This is a genomic window from Lyngbya aestuarii BL J (genome assembly GCF_000478195.2).
Taxonomy (GTDB): Bacteria; Cyanobacteriota; Cyanobacteriia; order Cyanobacteriales; family Microcoleaceae; genus Capilliphycus; species Capilliphycus aestuarii.
This window is the reverse complement of sequence record NZ_AUZM01000023.1, coordinates 58,229-79,967: the sequence shown is the minus strand read 5'-3', so window position 1 is coordinate 79,967 and position 21,739 is coordinate 58,229. Positions and strand designations below refer to the sequence as shown.

Here is a 21,739-nt window from a genome sequence, read left to right as displayed (position 1 = left end):
GTTAACAGTGATAAATAATAATTGCTTATTGCCTTTTGCCTTTAATAACTGATAACTGTACAAAACTGTTGCGTTGTCAACTAAAAGAAACAACAATCACAACTCCCACAGGAATCGGAACTTCCGCAACAATCACAACTCCCACAAGAATCGGAACCTCCGCAACAATCACTATTTCCACAATCACCTGAATCACAACCTGAATTGGATAAACAATCCAGTCCGTCGCATCCGCATTCAGCTAAATCACAGGCTTCGTCACCACTGAAATTCTTTTCATCGGCTTGGCGTCGTTTATTTTGATTTTTGTTAGCATCCTGAGACGCCTTAAGAATCTGATTGGCTTCCCGACAGTCTGCAAACCGTTGACGGGAAGCTTTCACCGCCTCAGAAAACCCCGCTTCTCCCAACACTCGTTTAACGTATTGCGAACAAGATTCTCCCCCGTAGAGGACTCGATGGGCGCAAGCAAAACCCTTGTAAGGTGATAAATACTTTTGGTAGCCGGAACCTCGTTGCGATCGCGAAATCAACACCTAATCGGTGGACATCTTTTCCTGCGGTAGAACTAACCATGTCGGTTCCAAGTTGTCAAATACTTTTGTATTTAGACTACCCAAAGCGATCGCGAAGTTAACACCTAAATTAACACCCAATCGGCGCACACCTTTTCCCACTGTATAACTTACCATGTCGGTTAAAACTTGTCAAATGTTGGTGTAATTAAACTACCGAAAGCGATCGCCGGATTTCCGATGTTTACCAAATGTAGCGATAAATATTACGCAGTGTTAAGCACTATTGCAATGTATCACAAGTCTAAAAATTCAGCGTCCGTGGTTCCTTTATCCGTGATACCATCTGACCTGATAACAATGAGAGAGATAGGAGAAAACCTGTGACGCTACGGGTTGCTGTTGTCGGTTCTGGCCCCGCTGGGTCTTCGGCCGCTGAAACATTAGTTAAAGCTGGAATAGAAACCTACTTATTTGAACGCAAACTCGATAACGCCAAACCCTGTGGCGGCGCCATTCCCCTGTGTATGGTGAGTGAGTTTGACTTACCTCCGGAAATTATTGATCGGCGGGTAAGAAAAATGAAAATGATTTCTCCATCTAACCGCGAAGTTGATATTAATCTCATAAACGAAAACGAATATATTGGGATGTGCCGTCGGGAAATTCTCGATGGTTTTATGCGAGATCGGGCGGCTAAATTAGGAGCTAACCTCATTAATGGTACGGTTTATAAACTTGATATTCCGACCCAGAAAAATGAAGCTTATACCCTCCACTATACCGATCATTCGGAAGGAAATAGTCGGGGTACTGCGAAGACTTTAAAAGTCGATTTAGTCATCGGTGCAGATGGGGCAAATTCTCGGGTTGCCAAGGCAATTGATGCAGGCGATTACAATTATGCGATCGCGTTTCAAGAACGAATTCGCATCTCTGACGAGAAAATGGCTTATTATCAAGACCGGGCAGAAATGTACGTCGGTAATGATGTTTCTCCCGACTTCTATGCTTGGGTATTTCCGAAGTATGATCACGTTGCGGTTGGTACCGGAACCATGAAGGTGAACCAAGCGATGATCAAACAGTTACAAGCTGGAATTCGCGCCCGTGCTGCTCATCGTATCGAGGGTGGTAAGATTATTAAAGTAGAAGCCCATCCTATCCCCGAACATCCCCGTCCTCGTCGGGTTGTCGGTCGGGTGGCGTTAGTGGGAGATGCAGCCGGAACCGTTACGAAGTCTTCCGGAGAAGGTATTTACTTCGCGGCTAAGTCGGCGAGGATGTGTGCGGAAACGATTGTCGAAATGTCGAACAATGGTGCTAAAATTCCCACCGAAGATGACCTGAAAATTTATCTCAAACGTTGGGATAAACAGTATGGTATGACTTACTTGGTGTTAGATATTCTTCAACGGGTATTCTACCGAACTGATGCGACTCGCGAAGCGTTTGTGGAAATGTGTTCTGACCTGGATGTTCAGAAGATGACGTTTGACAGTTATCTGTACAAAACAGTTGTTCCTGCTAACCCCTTAGTTCAGATGAAGATTACCGCTAAAACGGTTGGAAGTCTGTTAAGAGGTCATGCGTTAGCGCCTTAAGTTTTCGATTGATATTATATCACAACACTGCCTGGTTTCTTCACAAGAGAAATCAGGTTTTTTAATGCGTTTAAAAGGAGTGAGGTACATCAAATTTTGAAGTGAGTAATATCAATAATTAATTTCTTTGATGATGCGCCCTACAGGTTTCTTTTAGATAACTTAATAGCTCATCTCATTATTTTGGAACAGGATCTTTCTGCAATGTTAGTGCATCAGCTTCAAAGGCATCAATACAGGACGCCAATACAGATAGCATGAACTCAACTCCGAAGCCAATTTTAGGAGGTGTAGTATAGATCCCGCTAAGGTAAGTAGGTCTTGTTGCAGATTCACCTAACTCAAAGGAATGGGAATTTTTTCCTGGTCGTCCCTCATGGATGTATGCAGACCGCATTTCCTTGTAAGCGATCGCACCGTATCGCGAGAAAATCAGCCATTCTTTTAGCTCAGTGCGATCCGTATTAGGGTAATCTGCTAGAATAGTAGTGAGAATCATATCCATGCTCCAGTCATCAGAACTGTGACGGAGTTCACATTCATCAGTAAATGTAGGAGTTCGGCGTCCTCCAATTGTCTTTAAAAATGTGCATATATCTTGAGACAATTTTAGTTTTTTCTGTTGATTTACACAGATATTTCCTTGGTCTATTCGGTTCCAGATATTTGGTAATGAAACAATCTGGAATACTTCACCCCCATAACGCGCAAGGAAAGCATCAAAAATAAGGCGTTTACGCCGATCACTACATTCCTGTTTCCCTATATTATTTGCCCATAAGTTAGAAAGAGCATCAAGAGATGCCCAAAGCAAAACGTTAGCTTCATAACTGTGTTTGCTGAAATCTAAATCACGAATGAATGCGTGTCGTTGTCTCCAATAATTAAAGAAAGTTGTGATTCGCCATCGTAAGGTTTCGTCCATTTTTTCTAGTAATTGAAGTTGCGAGAAATATTTTGTCAATTCTGCGATTAAAATTATCGCTATTTTCAAGTTACCCTAACATCCAACCTACCCCAAGCGTAACTCATTTCACCAACCCAAAGCCCCAACTCTGACTATAATAGAGGTTGGTATCCAAACCAATCCATTCATGTCTAGACCCACCTTTTATATCGCCATTACCAATCATGGATTTGGCCATGCAGTCCGCGCCGCTTCTGTCGCCGCCCAAATTCAACAACTGTGTCCTGATAGCCTGTTAATTCTCGTCACAACCGCCCCTCGTTGGTTGTTAGAAACCTATATCGAAGGTGACTTTATCTTGCGTCCTCGGGCGTTTGATGTGGGTGTAATTCAACCCGATAGTTTAACGATGGATAAAGCCGCAACTCTCGAAAAGTTACAGGAAATTCGCAAAAACCAAAACTCAATTATCGCCGGAGAAGTTAACTTTATCCGTCAAAATCGAGTTGATTTAGTCTTTGCTGATATTCCCCCGTTAGCCGCTTCTATTGCAAAAATCGCCGGAATTCCTTGTTATATGATGAGTAACTTTGGCTGGGATTTTATCTATCGAGATTGGGGCGGAGAATTTATTGAAATTGCCGATTGGGTTGGGGATTGTTTTAGTCAATGTGAGGGTTTGTTTAGACTTCCTCTCCACGAAAATATGAGTGCCTTTTCAAATATTACTGATGTGGGTTTAACCGGAGGAAATCCGCGTTATGATTTGGATACACTCCGAGAAGATTTTCAAATTAACAGCACCCCTGAAAAAACAATTCTCCTCACCTTTGGCGGATTGAGTTTAGCTAAAATTCCCTATGAAAACCTCAATAAATTCTCCGATTTTACCTTTATCACCTTTGATAAAAATGCCCCTAAACTCCCCAACTTAATCTCCGTTCAAACTCAAAAAAATCAAGTCAAAAGTTTAATAGATTATACCCATATCCGCCCCGTTGATTTTATGCCTTTATGTGGACGAGTCGTTTCTAAACCCGGGTTTAGTACCTATTCTGAAGCGATGCGGTTAAATATTCCAATTGTAACGTTGTCGAGAGATGGGTTTGCAGAAGCCGAACTTTTATTAACAGGATTACAAAATTATAGCTATCATCAAATTTTAACCTCTGCACAATTTTTTGAAAGTAATTGGGAATTCCTGCAACACCCGTTAAGCCCGCCTCGCTTGTCTGATACTTTGGATAAAACCGGAAGTGAAACGATTGCCCAAATGCTTGTAAATGTCGTGAAAAGCGGGTTGAAAAACTAATTTTGATCAATCATCCCGAAAAGCACAAATAAGCCGAGAAAATGAACCTAGCCCAATATTCAGGAGTTGAGTAAAATGGATGTCGAAATCTATGTTTTAGTTGATACTTCAACTGCTTTAACAAAAGTAGATATTTTTCAGTCTGAGACTGATGCAGTTTCCGAGAAAAACAAACGAGAAAATCCTGATAAAGTGGAAGTATTCAAGAAAAAAATTACGGTTTCTACCCAATAAAAGTTATTCAATAAAGTCTCAAGATTAATACTTATTAAAGTCAGAAAATTAAGGCATAATTCCCAATACCAACGGCTCAAAATAACATTCTCTGATCAATCTTGTCTCCAACCTCTGGTGGACTCTCAGTATAGCGCTACGCGCTAGGGAATAGGGAACAGGGAACAGGGAACAGCAGACTATGAAAGGGTTTCAGAATTTAGAAATGTCCTAACCAATTTGCGTAGTGCTATAGAATGGTAATTGCTAGGGTCAGTTGTCTAGATTAATATTTCCATTAAATAAAAAAAGAAAGGGAATTATCGGATAATCTTATCCTAATCTTCCTTTCTTTTCTGAAAAACGAATGATTTTTCGAGTTTTAACGATTAGATTCTCTGATGTTTCTAAGTATAAAGCTCGCCCACATATTCTTCATAACCATTGTATAAAAGGGTCGGTTGTTCTTCCCAAGTAAAACTCGGAGCATTGCTAACAATTCGTTCCGTGGCTTGTGACCATCTTGGATGAGGAACATTGGGGTTAACATTGGCTTCAAAGCCATATTCATTGGGAGCCAATGTATTCCAAAAAGTAGCCGGTTGTTTGTCTAGAAATTCAATTTTGACAATCGATTTAGCCCCTTTAAATCCATACTTCCAGGGAATCACCATCCGTAGGGGAGCGCCGTTTTGTTTGGGTAAAGTTTTCCCATAAATTCCGGTAGCAAAAAAGGCGAGGTCATTTGCCATTTCTTCAATTCTTAATCCTTCTGCATAAGGCCAAGGATAATTGACCGCCCAAAAACCGGGGCCAGTGGTAATTTTCGGGTCATAAAATGAACTAAACCGCACAAATTTCGCGTCAGATGTCGGTTCAACATCTTCTAAAAGTAACCGCATGGGAAACCCCACCCAAGGCACAACCATCGCCCAGGCTTCTACACACCGAAAACGATAAATTCGTTCCTCAAAGGGAAACTTTTTTTGGATGTCATCAAGGTCATAAGTTTGGGGATTTTTAACCAGTCCTGCAACTTCAACTTGCCAATTTTCGGTCGGTAAAGCTTGAGCCGCTTTCCAAATTGATTTAGACCCTCCAAACTCATAATAGTTATTATATTGAGTGGCAAATTCTGGGCTAGTTACCTGCCCGACATCAGAAAACTGGGGATTTTGAGATAAATTAGAATAGGGAGTCAGTTCATCTAATCCCGGTTGAGTGGAGATAGCAGAAGTGCGATTGCAACCCGCTAGGGGTAGAGTCGTTGCACCTAAGCTTGCCCCAATTAGACTTTTTAGAAAACGACGACGATTGAGAAAAGTTGATTCAGGAGTGATCAACCGCTCGGGAAGTTCCCAAGATTGAGGGATGCGAATTAAAGCCATTGGAGAAGTGGGTCAGTACAAATCGTCAAGTGACCTTCTTATTTTAACGATTGAAATGGGTAGCCTCGGCTATACCCTCCGATTTTCCCGTGATATAATCGCAGAAGAAGTTAAAATTCGGAAATTTCAACCGATTGTCAGGAAAAAACCCCTACCGTTAAAAGCTTTGAACTTTCCAAATTCCAAGGCTGAACCCGTGTTATCGACTCAATCTTCCCACTGGACAATTGATTAAAGGGGTAGCAAAACACTAAACGGATTCTGCCTGGGATCAATCTTCACATCTATACTGTTGAGGAGGGTGTGGGGATGTCAAGATAGTATAGACAGACTTAACGACTTGCCAGTTATGAGTTACTGCATTAATCCCAACTGCAAACATCCCCAAAATTCCGCTCACCATAGCTTATGCCAGAGTTGTGGGTTCAGTTTAAGGCTTAAAGATCGCTACCGCATCATTAAAGTCTTGGGTCAAAGTATTACCAGTAGAACGTTTTTGGCAGTCGATGAAGATCAACCGTCCAAATCCCGCTGTGTGATCAAACAATTCCGACATCGCGATCAGTCCCATTCTGCCTCGGGCGATGGTGATGCAGTTAACCTCAGACTGGTTCCTCTCAATCCGGTTTCAGCATCAGAGTTAGAACGATTAGGAAAACATATCGCTGTTCCCGAGTTGTGGGCATCTTTTCAACAAGATGATTATCAGTATTTTGTACATGAGTATATTTCGGGTGGCAACCTGGCGACAGAACTTGACCATCATGGCATCTTTCGAGAAACTCAAATTTGGCAGTTGCTCAATGATGTTTTACCGACGTTAGAATTTATTCACGAAAATAATGTCGTTCACGCCGATATTAAACCCGAAAATCTGATTCGTCGTTCTCCGTCTGACTTGGATAGCCACCAGACTGATGACGAACCGGAGATCGCATTGGTTGATTTAGCCAGCGCCATTTATCCAGAAGACACTCTGATCTTTGACGACAATCATCAAGGTTCAGCCGAATATTCTGCCCCCGAACAACTGCATCAACAAGCCAGTCCGAATAGCGATCTCTACAGCTTAGGGGTGACTTGCTTACACTTGATGACTCAGGTTTCTCCTTTTGATTTGTATGATGTCAAATCCGATACTTGGGTCTGGCGAGATTATCTCAAATATCCCGTCAGTGGACGCTTGGGCCGGATACTCGATAAGTTGGTTCAGCGTCATCCAGCTAAACGTTATCAGTCAGTAACAGAGGTGATGCAGGACTTGAAAACTGGCCAAGTTCTCGCACTTAATACCCTATCGGCTCAACAAAAATTGATGCTGACAGCCTGGGGAGGGGCAGTGGTGGCGATCGCTTCTTTAATCTTGAGTTCTATCCCCTCCAACGTCTCACGGATGTCTTCCCAGTCTCCTGAACCCGTTTATCGTGTACCCGATACTCGTGCTTTCCCTCCGGAGATCAAACGCATCCCCCCGCAACTGAAAAATACTCCGGCAGTCCGCACCTTGATGCGAAGTTTTAGTCCAGTCTGGGCGATCGCCGTCAGTCCCAACGGTCAACTCGTCGCCAGTGGCACAACGGATGGCAGTATTAAAGTCCTAGATATTCAGACGGGTGATGTTTTGTATACCCTCTCGGGTCATTCCGGGCCAGTGGGTGCTTTAGCCATTAGCCCGAATGGTCGTTTGTTGGTGAGTGGGAGTGGTGACAATACCCTCAAAGTTTGGGATTTGTGGAGTGGTAAATTAATCAAAATGCTCTACGGTCACAAAGCCTGGGTGTATGGGGTGGCTTTTAGTCCCGATGGACAAACGGTTGCCAGTGTGAGTCGTGACCAAACCTTGCGGTTATGGGATGTTGAAACCAGTGAAGAAATCGGTCAACTCAAAGGTTATGCTGAAGATGTGCAGTCAATTGTCTTTAGTCCGGATCGTCAAACTTTAGTGAGTGGGGGCAGTGACGGGACAATTGAGATTTGGAACTGGCGGACTGGTCGTTTACTTCGCAACATTAAAGGACATCCAGAAGCCATTTGGTCTGTCGCCATTGCTCCGGATGGTCGTACCTTAGCCACAGGCAGTTGGGATCACAGTATTAAACTTTGGGACTTAAATCGCTTACAGTCTGAGTATTTTAGCAGTTTACCGGAACGTACCCTTATCGGTCATGGGGATAAAGTTCAGTCTTTGTCTTTTAGTCGGGATGGTCAAACCCTTGCTAGTGGGGATTTTGCCGGAACGGTTAAATTGTGGCAAATTGAAACAGGCGGACTGATGGGAACCCTCAAAGGTCATAAGTCTTGGGTGGATGTGGAATTTTCACCGACTGATAATAGTTTAGTCAGTGGAAGTTTTGATGATACCGTTAAGGTCTGGAGACTTTCACCCTAAATCGGATTTCCGTTGAAAATGAATAGGGACACAATCCGAATCGTGTCCCTACAATTATATTTCACCAGAATTAGCGATCGCTGAATTCCTCAGAGAAAAAACTAATTATTTCTCAGGCCATTCAGTGTGGAAAAATTCACCACGAGGCTTATCAATACGCTCATAAGTATGGGCGCCAAAATAATCCCGTTGAGCCTGAGTCAAGTTTTGAGGCAAACTTGCACGACGATAACTATCAAAGTAATCTAGAGAAGCACTAAAAGCTGGCACAGGCAACCCAAGTTGACTCGCAGTAGATATTACTTCTCGCCAAGCATTCTGGCGATCAAGAATTGTTTGCTTAAATTCCGGTGCCATCAACAAATTAGGTAAGCCAGGATTTTCATCAAAAGCCTTCTTAATCTTATTCAAGAATCCAGCCCGAATAATACAACCCCCTTTCCAAATTCGAGCGCATTCACCCAAATTCAGATTGTAATTAAACTCCTTAGAGGCCGCACTCAGCAATGCCATACCCTGAGCATAAGAACAAATCTTCGAGCAATACAAAGCATCCCGAACTTTGTTAATCATGTCTTGGGTATCGCCTTCATACTTACCAGTCGGGCCTGTAAGTTCCTTAGCTGCGGCTACGCGCTCATCCTTAATACCGGATATAATCCGAGCATTAACAGCGGCTGTAATCGTCGGAACAGCAACACCCAATTCCAAAGCATTAACCACTGTCCATCTGCCTGTACCTTTTTGTCCAGCAGAGTCAATAATCATGTCAACGAGATGATTATTCGTTTCGGGGTCTTTCTTTCTGAAGATATCGGCAGTAATTTCAATCAAGAAAGATTCCAACTCAGGAGTTTTGTTCCACTCAGCAAAAATTTCATGTAGCTGCTCGTTGCTCACTCCCACAGCATTCTTGAGCAGGTCATAAGCTTCAGCGATTAACTGCATATCGCCGTACTCAATCCCGTTGTGAACCATCTTGACGTAATGACCGGCTCCTCCTGGTCCGATAAAGGTGACACAAGGGCCGTCGTCAACCTGAGCAGCAACTTTAGTTAAAATGGGTTCAAGTTCACGATAGGAGGCTTCTGTTCCTCCTGGCATCATGCTAGGCCCCCAGAGAGCGCCTTCTTCACCCCCACTAACTCCCATCCCCATGAAACCTAATCCAGTGGATTCTAAATCTCTTGTGCGACGTTCTGTGTCTTCGTAGAGGGAGTTACCACCATCGATGATCATGTCATCTTGGTCTAGCAGGGGTTTAAGTTGTTCAATTACGGCATCGACTGGTTTTCCGGCTTGTACCATCACCAGGATTCTACGGGGTCGTTCTAGAGATTGAACAAAATCTTCTAAAGAGTAGGCAGCATGGACGTTTTTTCCTTGCGCCCGGTTTTTCATAAAATCGTCAGTTTTGGAGCTAGTGCGATTGTAAACAGAGATGGGAAAACCATTCCGCTCAACGTTGAGTGCTAGGTTCTCACCCATCACTGCCAAACCGATTACACCAAATTTCTGCTGTCCCATATGTATCTGCTCGCTCTAAACGTTAGTTGTGGGTGAATGCACGAATTTCATTTTCACTGTATCGCTGATTCTTTTTTTGTATAATTTATATCAGGTTTTTTTTAACATTCATTGTGTATTTGAATACGAAACGAACAAAACTGGCTCAATCGAGTAGAATTGAGTCGGTGAAAAATCTGGAGTCAAAGAAAAATGGAAGAATTAAAACATCTGGCAACTTGGGTCAAGGAACAACACGCCCCGGAGTACATTTTGACTTGGTTATTAAATCAGCCCGGAATTTGGTGGTCAAATGGAGAGGTTTACCAAGCCGCCTTACAAAAATCGGGTAAACGTCTCAAAGAATACGTCAAGAGTAGTAAACAAAGTGGTTTATTCCAAGGGATGGCTGATAAAATTGTCAATGATGAAAGCTGGGATCAGATTGCCATCAGTCTCGCCAGAATTATTGCTGCCTATCAAGAGGAGTTAGGTAAACTTCAAGATCAAAATCGATTACGGATCGTCAGAAAGCCTGTCTCAAATGACCAGAATGCTAGTTCTGATGATGCTTGGTCTGCCATAGGACTCCAACAACCCCTTCCCGATCCCGATTCTTTGACTGGACAGTAAGGTCTACTTCTATTGAGACTATGATTGAAATGTCGAGCTTTTGTCTTCAGGGTTCATCTTTCGAGATGATTTCATCATTTTGAAGCTTTTATAATAAGAGTCTTCTACGGATCAATTTGTAGCGATTGAGACAGAAATCAAACTATTGAACCGGTGCCTTGATTATTTTCTCACTTTGATCGGTCTAGATAAATAACAGATGATGAGATTTTTGCTTCGGAGATTTCCCTGGAAAAGCATCAAGCGAGTGAAACCTAAGACCCTGATTACAACCGCTAGTTTGTGGTTAATTTTAAGCAATTGTACACCTTCCACGCCGCCCCAATCTTCCGACCTTGGAAATACTCCTTCCCCCATCGCTGATGCTCGTCAACGTCCCTCCGACTCCCCTACACTTTGGTCAGATGGATTTGCACAGACAAACTGGCGGGAGGCTTGGAATATTCGTTCCTATGGTTCCTGGGGGTTAGATGAAGTGGAAGTCATCGCTGACCCGAGTGGCAAATTTTCCCGCATTATGAGAGTTCGTTACCCCGAAGGTTCGGCGAGTCCCAGCGTTTCTCGATCTCAAGGTGTTGCGCTTGGGGGAACCCAATTTTATGCGGACTTGGGTCTTCCGCCCCGTGATGCTTTGCATTTAAGCTATTATGTGCGTTTTTCTGATGATTTTGACTTTGTAAAAGGCGGAAAACTCCCCGGACTATTTGGGGGAAAATCGGTTAGTGGGGGTAATATTCCCGATGGAACGGACGGTTTTTCGACTCGGTTTATGTGGAGAAGACAGGGCGATGGAGAAGTTTATGCCTATCTTCCCACCAGTGAGAATTATGGGACTTCTATTGGTCGGGGCGCTTGGCAATTTCAACCGGGTACTTGGTATCATGTTGAACAGGAAGTTGTTTTAAATCAACCCGATCAAAAAGATGGTCAAATTCGGGTTTGGATTGATGGTAAAAAAGTATTAGACCGAGATGGTTTGCAATTTCGCACAACGGATAAACTGAAAATTGAAGGAATTTTCTTCTCAACTTTTTTTGGTGGAGGTGATCCGTCTTGGTCAACTCCAAAGGATGTTTATGCAGATTTTGCTCAGTTTTCGGTTTCTCCCGTTCAGACGGAGTAATTATTACTCTTAGTTCTTGTCATTCTGCACTATTTTTCTTGTCATTGGTGAGCGCAGTAAAGAATATTAGTAGATGTTTTGCTTCGCTCAACATGACAGAGGAATTTTTGGGATTGGTGAGCGCAGTAAAGAATCTTATAGATGTTTCGCTTCGCTCAACATAACAGTAAGAGAATAATTAATCATACCATTTTAAACTCAAGTCCTGCCAATTGGGATTAACTGATTCAATCAAATCAATTTTTTTCTGTCTCAACCAACCTTTAATCTGTTTTTCACGGGCGATCGCAGCGGAAATATCAGGAGTTTCTTCATAGTAAACAAGTAGAGTTATATTGTATTTTTGAGTAAACCCTGGAATCAGCTTGTTTTTATGTTCATAAACCCGACGAATTCGATCATTCGTGACACCAGTATAAAGTGTTTTGGATTTATTGGTCATTCTGTATACATAATAATTTATCATAAAGCTGGGTTTTATTATTTTGATTGTTATTGTGAATTCATTTCTTGTCATTGGTGAACCCAACGCGATCGCAATTAGGGTAAACTTTTTGAAGAATTTATGAGAGGTTTCGCTTCGCTCAACATGACAGGATTTTTCTTGTCATTGTACGGGTTTAAATCTTACAAACATCTAATCTTTTTACAAGAGTAGAGAAAAAAGTTCCGATTCTTTCTCCTTGAAAAAAACGCTTAATTAGAGGTTGCATTGCAACAGCCGGAAGATGTCCGCGGGGGGCGGATTGAGAAAAATTAAGGTTGTCGTAGTTAAGTTCCCAAGCAAACCATCCTTTTTTGATAACATTTTCTTTTCGCCAACCGATAACATCACCGAAGCGATCAAACGCTTTTTTGTCGTATTGACTCAACTTATTTCCACTCTCAATATAAATTTCTTTTTGTACAGTAAAGCCAAATTTTCCGGCGGAATATTGTAGCCAAACTTGATCTATGGTTCGCAGATGAGCGCAGGGAAAATCTTCTAGACTTTGATTATTTAACCAGCCTTGTTGTTCGCGGTTGGCAACTTTTAGCATAATTTTCGCCGTTTCCTCATCGGCTTCTTTCCACTTTTTAGCCTTGAGAAGTTTAATGAGTTTGCTATAATAATTTCTCCCCGGTTCATTCGGAAGACTTGCAAAATCTTGTAAAACTTCTTGAACCGATTGATAGCGAATTTTAGCGTCTTTGCATAACATTTTATCCAACAATTCAATCAGTTCTTCACTCACGGGATCGGCCAAATTTAGATAATTTTGCCAAATCCATGTTCCGGTTTCATCTTCTAATTCTAAAGGTGAAAGTCCGGTTAATAAATGAATACAAGTAATTCCCAAACTATAGATATCACTGGCAAAAGTTGCCCGACTATTTTCTTGAATTTGTTCCGGTGAAGCGTATTCAGGTGTACCAATAACTGTCATTTTTTCCGTTTTAGAAAGATTGGGAGGAATATACTTCGACGCGCCAAAATCAACCAATACCAGTTTATTATCAATACTCCGACGAATAATATTTTCCGGCTTAATATCTCGATGAATGACTTGATTTGTATGAACAAACTGCAACACGGTAAGCAAATCTGCTAACAGTTGTCGAATTTGAGTTTCGGTAAAAGCGCCGGAGATTTCTAACTCTTGCTGTAAATTATTGCCATCAATAAACTCTTGAACTAAATACTGGCGTTTGTCATCTTGAGCGGTAAAATAAGCATAAAGTTGGGGAATTTGGGGATGCTGTCCCAAAAGCTTGAGTTGTCGCGCTTCTCGCTGAAACAGTTCGGTTGCTTTGTGTCGCGTTTCCGTTTCTTTAGCAACGGGAAGAAACTGTTTGATCACACAAAAATCATCGAACTGATGCCGATCAATTGCCTTAAAAGTACGACCAAATCCCCCCTGTCCAATAATTTCAATCGCGATGTAACGCTCTGTCAAACGTAACTTTGAACCGCAATATTGACAGAATTTCGGGTCAGAATCGGATGGGTTCTCGTAGAGACAATCAGGATTGAGGCACTGGTACATCTGAGATTAACGGATCAATGTCTATCTTCTAGGGTACACTAATCTAGCCTCTGAAAAACAGAAATAGGATGAGCAGTCCCCATCCTACATCTAGCAATTGTTTATACTGGCTCGAGGCTTGTGCTAACCCAACCCGCAGAGATTGAGTTATTCATTCACCGCAGAAACGCGATCGCCGGAGGGTTCGTTTTGACTAATTGGAGACATGATCGTTCCGCGAACCGTAACATATTCAACGGTAACATTTTGAGTTTGATTGAGAATCACCGGATGTCCGTTTGTAGTTAAATTAATCTCTCGAATTGTCGAATTAATTGCCCGTTCTAAAGTCACACCATTAAGCTGAGATGCTTTTGCAATATTTTTTTCAGAAACATTTCGTAAGGTAAATCCTCGCAATTTCACCTCAGAAACTGACCCGCCAATCTTACCAACCGGAGGAAATATTCGGAAAAAGCTTTCCTGTTGTGGGGCATCAAAATGGGCTTGAATAATCGTCCGTTCTGCATCTTGTCCACGAATTATAGTCTGAGAACGAGTAATATTAATCGGTTGAAACAGGTCAATTTCTCCAATCGGAAGATTAACTTGAACTTGACCTTCTGGGGGTAAACTATCAATTAAAGCTTGTAATTTTTGAGCATCATCTTGATGATCATTTGGATAAATTCCATGTTCGGTTGCATCAATAATTTGAGTGGTAACAATTGCAGGTGGAGTTTGATAATTATTCCACGAACTCGCCACATCTTCAAAAGGTGTTAAAACCCCAAACCACCACCAGAGTAAGGCGACAACAAACGCCAGAATTTGAGATACTAATAAAAACCGAGAGACAAAAACTTGGATCAATTTTGCTAACCCCTTAGATCCGGCTGTTACGGTTTGATTGCCTCGGTTTTGCCAACTTTGTTGTGCCATATTCATCTGATTCCAGACTTTAATCACGGCTGAACTCCACTGAGTTGCAACCAGAATCGGAAAATGAATCGGTTTAAGATGAGAAGGGCGGCCAATAAAAATAATTAACAACATTAACGGCCGGCTAAAACAAACCCAAGATAAAATAATTCCCGCCAATAACCAAGTCCCCGTTAACAGTGAAATTAATAGCAAACCCGGAGTAATCAACGAAGTCCACATACTAATGCGTTGATCGAGTAAACACCACCAGGGAAAGAAACCCACCGCCCGAGGGCCAAGCCCAATCGCCCGTCCGTTACTGCGAAGCATATTTCCAAACCAACGCCGCATATTACTGTAAGCGCGTTTCAAGACATCACCGGAATGGGTTTCCAGGGAATTAACCATCACATCCGGTATATAAATCATCTCATAACGCCAACGTAACAGCGAAAACCAGGTACTTTTGTCATCTCCTGAAAGAAACTTAAACCGTCCCCATAACCAATCATCAAGGGAGTCACTTTGTAGCTGATCGATAAACTGAAGATCGAAAGCGGCGCGAGAATGAAATAATGAAAATCGCCCCGTCAAACATAACACTTTACGCGATAAAGAAAGAGAACACATTTGATAATGACGTTGGGCAAAGCGTAGATGAAACCATTCTGAGAAAATATAAGATCCCTTAACAATCGGTGTTTCATCAGTGGTTAAAGCACCGAGTTTTGGAAACAGTTTAAAGAAAGGTAAACACCCCCGTAATGTTCCCGGACAAAGTTCACTATCCCCATCCATCAAAGCCACAATGGTATCTTCAGGTAAACCATAGGTTCGCAACTCTCGCAAACCATCCGCCATTGCTTTCCGTTTTCCTTCTTTTTGAGTGAGTAAATAGAGATTAATATGTTTTAAACCGGGGTCATGTTCTTCTAATACTTGACGAACGGCGGCATTTTCTTCAGGGCCACTACTATTAACCATTATAGTAATCGGTTGGGAAAGGGTTTTTGCTTCTTCAGCGATGGCTTTAAAAACCCGTTCTGTCACCCACATTTTCTCTTTATAAGTGGGAACCATAAAACACATATGAGGCAAATCTTCGACGGGAATTTGTGAAGCTTTCTGACGCCAACGGGGAAAAATAACGTGCATAAATAGGCGACTGCGAACCACCTGTACCACAAACCAAGACCAACGCCACAGTCCGAGAATTCCCATTCCGACGATGCCAGAGAGTCCAGCTTTAGATAATTGAGCGGGATCTCGTAATAAAATTAAAGTCAGTAAACCAAAAGCCGAAATAATTAACATTCCGATCCAGGTTTGACTTTCCGGTTGATATTCGGGCTGATTGTCAGTATTTTCTTTCTCAGTGACCAATACGTTTGTCATAATGACTAATGATTAAAGGGAGTAATCTGTTAACAGGTTTTGATGAGGTTTTAATGAACTGAATTAGATGGTTTTTTGTTAATTTAGGGCGAAAATAATCACGCCCTTTTGTAGAAGACTTTAAGTTAGTTTTTTTCTGGAGGATTAACAACAATTTCCTCGGGAAGTTTTGGGGTAGAATTAAACCGGGAAAATTGATTCATAATCATTGCCGGAAACTGACGAACCCCTGCAAATACCGTTGTGAGTTGAGGGTTAAATTGACGAGCAAAAGTAATTTGTGCAACTTGTCCGAGTCCGCACAATTGTTGAGGTTGATTTCCATTCTGATGCGGCGGAATCTTAACCGTAACCCGCTTTAAAAAGGACTCATCCATCAGTTCAGCCGGAATCGTGGGAGAGAGGGCTTGAACTTGCATCCGTCGTCCTTGTTTATCGATATCAGCAAAACTTCCGGTTTGCGGTTGAGCGCTAATGACGCTAACAGGTTGAATGAGATCAATTTCACCTTTTAAAATCTCAGAATTGTTAGCCAGTCGTACCTGAACAGATTTTTGGGTATCTAAACGACTCGCATCTTCAGCCCGAATTACCGCTTCTACCCACAAACTATTACAATCAAGTAAACTCAGAACCGCTTCAGATTTATTAACGAGTTCTCCTTTTTCCCGTTCAGTGCGGTAGACAACGCTGGTAAAGGGAGCTTTTAGTTGAGTTTTTAAAGGGGTAATTGTCTGTTGTTGGACTTGTTGTTGGGCGACTTGTTCAGCTTGAATTTGCTGTTCTTGTTGTTGAACTTGCTGTTGGTGAAAAGCCAGTTGTTCTTCGTAGCGTTGTTGTCGTTCTTGACGAATGCGTTGAATATTAACTTGTTCTTCCTGCATCTGTGCCTGACGTTGATTGTACAGGTTTTCAGCTAAACTTAATTGTTGCTCTAGGTTCGCCACTTCAGCCTGTAAACTTCGCGTTTTCATCGACTCTTGTTCGAGTTCTTGTTCGAGTTGATCGGCTTCTTCAGCCAGAGCATTAGAATATTTATTATCGCTGGCTAAACCCATTTGAGAAGCGTTGTAAGTCACTTGCGCGGCTTTTAACTGTTCTCTGGCTTGTTGAACTTCGGCTTGAGCAGTTTCCCAGGCAACTTGTAACTGATCAACTCGTTGAGAAGAAACAGCCCCTTCGAGTTGCAAGTCGCGGAAGCGTTCGTATTCGATGCGAGCAAGTTTGGCGCTCGCGAGGGCTTTATCCAAGTCAGCTTGACTTTGAGGAACTTCTGTTGCACTAATACTGATTTCTACGGTGCGTAATTGTTGGTGTTTTTGTTTGATTTCTGCTAAACGAGCGCTCAGAGAAGCAACGGTTTGTTCGCTGGCGCTGAGTTGGTTCTGGTTATTTTGCAGTTCACCTTGCAGTCGAACTATTTTTTGTTGAATATCGTAGGCTTGATCTTCGAGTTTTTCGTATTTTTTGGTATCGTCTAATAGGGTTTCATAGGTGGGAGGTTCACTGTCAAAATCAAGTACAGGGATGGATTGATATTCTGCAAGTTCGGGTTTTTGATAAAAGTTTTCTTCATCGGGAATATGCTCAATATGAGCCAAAATTTGATCGGCTTTGACTTGAACACCCGGACGAGCGTAAAATTCTCGGACATGACCGTAAAATGGCGATCGCAGTCTAACTAACCGACCGTTAACAACCCCGTGTTTAACGACGATATGAGACATCCGATGCCAAACTGAAGTCACTGCAATTCCCAAAGCAGCAATACTCACTCCGACAAAAGCAGTCCCCCACAGTAACCGATTAATCGAGTTAGATTTTTGTTCAGGAGTTGCGTATTTTTGCGGGGGAATATGGGGATGGGCAGGAGTTAACTCGGATTTAGAATCATCGACTGTGTTGAGGGCTGATGACGAGGAGTTGGATGTCGATAATGCTGATGAAGCAGTGGGTGTAATGGCGGCAATGGGCGGAACTTCTGGCCGAGTTGCTGCGGGAGGTTGTTCTTCTGAAACGGGTGCAGTCGTCCAAAAGTCGGTTTGACTTGGTTCAATTGAAGATTGTTTGCCGAGATGACTAACAGCTTCACTCGGTTTTGAACCTTTAATTGCATCAGTTTCACCCTCATCAATATAGGGATTAACCCAGGCTTTAAATTGTGGAGTATCATGGGGCAGTTGTAACAGATTTCCTTGAATGGCATCAAGGTTCATTCGTTCAACCAATTCTAGGGTTTGTTCGTCTTCAACGTATTTGACAACGACTTGACCCATTGTGTAGCTAATTTCTCGCAGGCGTTTGATGAGGGCGACACTTTCGGGGTTGGCTTTGATACTGCCTAAAAATTGATTATCGAGTTTAACGAGATCGACTGGGAGTTGTTTACACTGAGACAGAGTGAGTTCCCGTCCGGTGAAGTTATCGATCGTGACTAAACACCCCAAAGCGGTAAGATTTTGAATAAAGCTGAGGGCAGTAATAAAGTGTTGAGCAATTGTTGATTCGGTGAGTTCAAAGCATAAGCGTTTGGGATTAACTTGAGTTTCACTCAGCCAAGAATCAAGATCTTTAATTAGAGTAGAGTCTTCAAAAACTAAACGGGATAAGTTAATAGAAAGATGCAGTTGCGGTTGGGAAACTAATTCGTCGATTCCTTGATCGATTACATAGCGATCGAGTTGCGAGAGTAAACCCATTTCTGCTAAAACAGGCATGAATTCATCCGGTAAATAGACTTTTCCAGGGCAATCTCGCCATCGTAATAGAACTTCGTTATGTAAAACTTGATAACCACTCACTTGATACGTGGGTTGATACCAAAATTCAAATTGTCCGACTTCTAGAGGTTGTTCAAGACTCTGACTTTTTCTTCGTCTGCTACTGTTGATTTTTTGATCTTGAGATTGACTCGGAGATAAAGGTAGATTAGAGGTCTGGTTCATTGGTTTTAAAGGGTTTGGTAGACACAAAATCTCAACTGTAGAGATCGATCAGGACTGCTATTATTAAAATGTATCTCAAGCTAAAAAGCTGAAATCACTATGGAGTTAACAGTTTCCGGACTCCTATTTTGGTTGACTGTAGACTGATCAAACTGTTATCTTTTTTCCTTGAGAAACGTTAGTCAGTTTTACACCCTGATTGATTGTTTGTTCACCCATACACCTGTTTGTAGTTGATCAGATCAACTCCGACCTATGAAAGACGATTGAGGTTCTGTTATTATCAATGCTGTTTGATGATGAAATATTCTGGAGGAATACAACTCCCAAGACTTTGACGACCGCAGTCATTTGAGTTCTTATTTAGAAATATATCAAATTTGACCCGGATAACTCAACTCCTTTATGTAAAGATCCGGAGGGTGTTATGTAAAGGTTTTGTTAAATAATAATTTAATATTCTGAAGTTGATCCAAAAACTTTTCGCAAAATATTAACAAAATATAACTTTCAAGGTCTTGATCTGAATCTCACCTAAATCCTATTCTGGTGCGCTTCGATACAGTTTTTTTTCTCTATATCCTAAAAAATGAGAGACTGTAGAATCTCTGTAAACTGTCAGCCCAAGGTTTGAGGCGAGTGAACGAAAAATGAAACCTCGCATAATTGTCTGTTGCTTAGATGACACTGGATACAAAATATTCCGTCTGCTCAGACAACAAGGGGCTTTTGTCGTCGGAGTTCACGAAACCCCGATCAAAGGCGAAGGTTCTGATATTGTCGTGGGTCATTTGCGATCGGCTTCTACCTTACTCGCCGCAGGTATTCAAAGCGCCCATACCTTAGTCTTAGCGGGGAATGATGACTCGACAAACCTCGCCATTTTGATGCAGGCGCAAATCCTCAATCCCAAAATTCGCATCATTAACCGCCTGTTTAACACCAACTTAGGCGATCGCCTCGATCAAACCCTACCCAATCATACCAGCATGAGCGTTTCTGCTCTATCTGCGCCTGTGTTTACCTTTGCAGCGTTGGGAAATCGGGCGATTGGTCAGCTTAAACTCCATAATACCTATTGGCCGATTCAAGAAGAATGGATTAACGATCAACATCCCTGGAAAGGTCAAACCCTCACCGAACTTTGGGCTGATCGTTGTCGAATGCTGATCTATTATCTCCCCGTTAATACTCAACTGGATTTAGTCTCGGCAGTGATCGAAGGAAAACAACTGCAAACCGGCGATCGCTTAATTATAGCCAGCAAACCCGATGTCCGCAAGTCTAAATTTTCCTTACTAAAAACTCTCAATAAATTTAGAAATAGTTTAAATAAATTTCAGCAACATAGTCAATCGGCTATTTTAGTCATTCTAACTCTACTGATTACTATTTTTATTGCGACTCTGACTTATGTTAGCATCAACCTCAACAACTCGATTATAGATTCCCTTTACTTCTCAGTCGGGATGATTACGGGAGCGGGAGGCAATGAAAAAGTTGCTGAAAATGCCCCTGAAAGTATTAAAATCTTCACCGCTATTATGATGTTAGTCGGAGCGGGTGTTGTGGGGATTTGCTATGCACTACTCAACGATTTTGTCTTGGGAACTCGCTTAACCGAATATGTTAACGCCACTCGGATTCCTGAACACAATCATTATATTATTTGCGGTTTAGGGGGATTGGGTTTGCAAATCGCCCAACAATTACGAGCCAGTGGTTATGAAATTGTGGTGATTGAACGGGATGCAAACTGTCGATTTTTAGGGATTATCGATGCTTTAAAAATTCCAATTATCAAAGGAGATGCTAGCCTGTCAACAATCTTAGAAAGTGCCAATATCAAACAAGCAGAAGCCGTTTTAGCTGTCACAAGTGACGATATGGCGAACTTAGAAATAGCATTGAGTGCGAAAGGATTAGCCCCAAAAATTCGCGTCGTGGTTCGGAGTCAAGAGCCGCAATTTGCCTTAATGGAACAACAAGTTTTTAACTTTGAAACGGTTCTAAATCCCATAGAAATTGCCGCCCCTGCGTTTGCTGCCGCAGCCATTGGCGGGCGAATTCTCGGAAATGGAATTACAGCCGATAGTCTTTGGGTGGCGTTATCGGTGTTAATAACCCCCAATCATCCTTTTTGCGGAAAACGGGTGCAGGATATCGCCAAAAGCGTTGATTTTGTGCCGCTTTACATTGAAACAAACAATCAAACCATTCACAGTTGGGAATTGCTCAGTTTTGTTCTCAATCCCGGTGATATTCTTCATTTAACCATACCCGCCCATCGCCTCGAACAGTTGTGGCATCCCGTCAAAGATGAATCTCCTCGCGCGCCAGTCAACAGTCTTTACAGTTATCAATGAATAATTAATAGGAAACAGGGAACAGAAAAGTTGGCAATCAGATAGAAAATCGAATTAAGGAACAACAATTAGATGAGTTTGCTGAAATTGGGAGCGAGAATCACCGTGAGCGTTAGAAGAATTCTGATAGCGATAGCCAGTTCTTGTCCCTATCAAGATAACCAGCCGAAGCGCTTATACCAATTGTTTGTAAGTTGCATCTAATTAATCCCCCCGTCTGCGACACCCCCCTTAGAAAGTGGGGTAGGGAGTTATAGCGCTTCCGGAGTCATATATTTACAAATGCACGGAACGAAGAATAGCCAAAAGCTTGACTATACCGGGCTTTTTCATCTATGAGAGCCTGCCATCGGGAGTTGTTGCCTAGCGCTTCGCGCTGTAGTTGCACTATTTACGAAGAAACGGTATTACTCTAAAATTCCAGCCATTCCTAATACGGGTTAAACTTTCCGCTCTAAAAGTTAACTAAATCGTCTGAAAAATGACCGAAGCTCAGATTTCAGTCTATTTGGA

General features: G+C 42.1%; 17 protein-coding genes. 8 read left to right on the top strand and 9 right to left on the bottom strand.

Annotation, left to right across the window (positions count from 1 at the left end; genetic code table 11):
- Positions 1–80: 80 nt before the first annotated feature.
- Together yidD and M595_RS31155 are read right to left on the bottom strand one after the other, a co-directional pair.
- On the bottom strand, positions 81–533 hold the full coding sequence (yidD, locus tag M595_RS12025; protein ID WP_238987068.1) for a membrane protein insertion efficiency factor YidD: 453 nt from the start codon (positions 531–533) through the stop codon (positions 81–83).
- Positions 534–536: 3 nt separating this feature from the next.
- Positions 537–692: a hypothetical protein gene (locus M595_RS31155; RefSeq protein WP_161809820.1), complete on the bottom strand. Its 156-nt coding sequence runs from the start codon at positions 690–692 to the stop codon at positions 537–539.
- A gap of 206 nt (positions 693–898) precedes the next feature.
- Between M595_RS31155 and chlP the strand changes: the two genes are divergently transcribed.
- Positions 899–2,119, top strand: coding sequence for a geranylgeranyl reductase (chlP, locus tag M595_RS12020; RefSeq protein ID WP_023066496.1), 1,221 nt, complete (start codon positions 899–901; stop codon positions 2,117–2,119).
- A 178-nt stretch (positions 2,120–2,297) separates the two neighbouring features.
- Here the strand turns inward: chlP and M595_RS12015 are convergent, their stop codons facing one another.
- Positions 2,298–3,044 (bottom strand): hypothetical protein, encoded by a 747-nt coding sequence (locus M595_RS12015; RefSeq protein ID WP_152983566.1) that lies wholly within the window; start codon positions 3,042–3,044, stop codon positions 2,298–2,300.
- Between the two features lie 169 nt (positions 3,045–3,213).
- Here M595_RS12015 and M595_RS12010 point away from each other — a divergent pair, with 169 nt between their 5' ends.
- Both M595_RS12010 and M595_RS31150 read left to right on the top strand, forming a co-directional pair.
- Positions 3,214–4,338 carry a glycosyl transferase 1 family protein gene (locus M595_RS12010; protein ID WP_023066497.1) on the top strand — a complete coding sequence of 375 codons (1,125 nt, stop codon included), beginning with the start codon at positions 3,214–3,216 and terminating at the stop codon, positions 4,336–4,338.
- 75 nt (positions 4,339–4,413) lie between these two features.
- Positions 4,414–4,572 (top strand): hypothetical protein, encoded by a 159-nt coding sequence (locus M595_RS31150; protein ID WP_009786964.1) that lies wholly within the window; start codon positions 4,414–4,416, stop codon positions 4,570–4,572.
- A gap of 386 nt (positions 4,573–4,958) precedes the next feature.
- On the opposite strand, the gene msrP is transcribed toward M595_RS31150, so the two are convergent.
- Entirely contained in the window at positions 4,959–5,939 is a 981-nt protein-coding gene (msrP, locus tag M595_RS12005) for a protein-methionine-sulfoxide reductase catalytic subunit MsrP (RefSeq protein WP_023066494.1), read from the bottom strand.
- On the opposite strand from msrP, the gene M595_RS12000 reads away from it, so the two are divergent.
- Positions 5,923–6,174, top strand: coding sequence for a hypothetical protein (locus M595_RS12000; protein ID WP_040483991.1), 252 nt, complete (start codon positions 5,923–5,925; stop codon positions 6,172–6,174). The genes msrP and M595_RS12000 overlap by 17 nt on opposite strands.
- 114 nt (positions 6,175–6,288) lie before the next feature.
- Positions 6,289–8,328: a serine/threonine-protein kinase gene (locus M595_RS11995; protein ID WP_023066453.1), complete on the top strand. Its 2,040-nt coding sequence runs from the start codon at positions 6,289–6,291 to the stop codon at positions 8,326–8,328.
- 105 nt (positions 8,329–8,433) lie between these two features.
- On the opposite strand, the gene gnd is transcribed toward M595_RS11995, so the two are convergent.
- Positions 8,434–9,855 (bottom strand): decarboxylating NADP(+)-dependent phosphogluconate dehydrogenase, encoded by a 1,422-nt coding sequence (gnd, locus tag M595_RS11990; protein ID WP_023066473.1) that lies wholly within the window; start codon positions 9,853–9,855, stop codon positions 8,434–8,436.
- A 192-nt stretch (positions 9,856–10,047) separates the two neighbouring features.
- Between gnd and M595_RS11985 the strand changes: the two genes are divergently transcribed.
- Entirely contained in the window at positions 10,048–10,467 is a 420-nt protein-coding gene (locus tag M595_RS11985) for a hypothetical protein (protein ID WP_023066465.1), read from the top strand.
- Between the two features lie 247 nt (positions 10,468–10,714).
- Complete coding sequence (locus tag M595_RS11980) at positions 10,715–11,590, top strand: polysaccharide lyase (RefSeq protein WP_023066505.1); 876 nt, start codon at positions 10,715–10,717, stop codon at positions 11,588–11,590.
- A gap of 178 nt (positions 11,591–11,768) precedes the next feature.
- Here the strand turns inward: M595_RS11980 and M595_RS11975 are convergent, their stop codons facing one another.
- The 4 genes from M595_RS11975 to M595_RS11960 all read right to left on the bottom strand — a co-directional run bounded on the left by M595_RS11975 (position 11,769) and on the right by M595_RS11960 (position 18,860).
- The gene (locus tag M595_RS11975) at positions 11,769–12,056 is read right to left on the bottom strand and encodes a GIY-YIG nuclease family protein (protein WP_040483990.1); all 288 of its coding nucleotides are present in this window, start codon (positions 12,054–12,056) and stop codon (positions 11,769–11,771) included.
- A gap of 154 nt (positions 12,057–12,210) precedes the next feature.
- Positions 12,211–13,617 (bottom strand): protein kinase domain-containing protein, encoded by a 1,407-nt coding sequence (locus M595_RS11970; RefSeq protein ID WP_023066486.1) that lies wholly within the window; start codon positions 13,615–13,617, stop codon positions 12,211–12,213.
- 147 nt (positions 13,618–13,764) lie between these two features.
- Complete coding sequence (locus M595_RS11965; protein ID WP_023066521.1) at positions 13,765–15,915, bottom strand: glycosyltransferase; 2,151 nt, start codon at positions 15,913–15,915, stop codon at positions 13,765–13,767.
- Between the two features lie 125 nt (positions 15,916–16,040).
- Complete coding sequence (locus tag M595_RS11960; RefSeq protein ID WP_023066516.1) at positions 16,041–18,860, bottom strand: EAL domain-containing protein; 2,820 nt, start codon at positions 18,858–18,860, stop codon at positions 16,041–16,043.
- Between the two features lie 650 nt (positions 18,861–19,510).
- Between M595_RS11960 and M595_RS11955 the strand changes: the two genes are divergently transcribed.
- Entirely contained in the window at positions 19,511–21,226 is a 1,716-nt protein-coding gene (locus M595_RS11955) for an NAD-binding protein (RefSeq protein ID WP_023066472.1), read from the top strand.
- Positions 21,227–21,739: the final 513 nt, after the last annotated feature.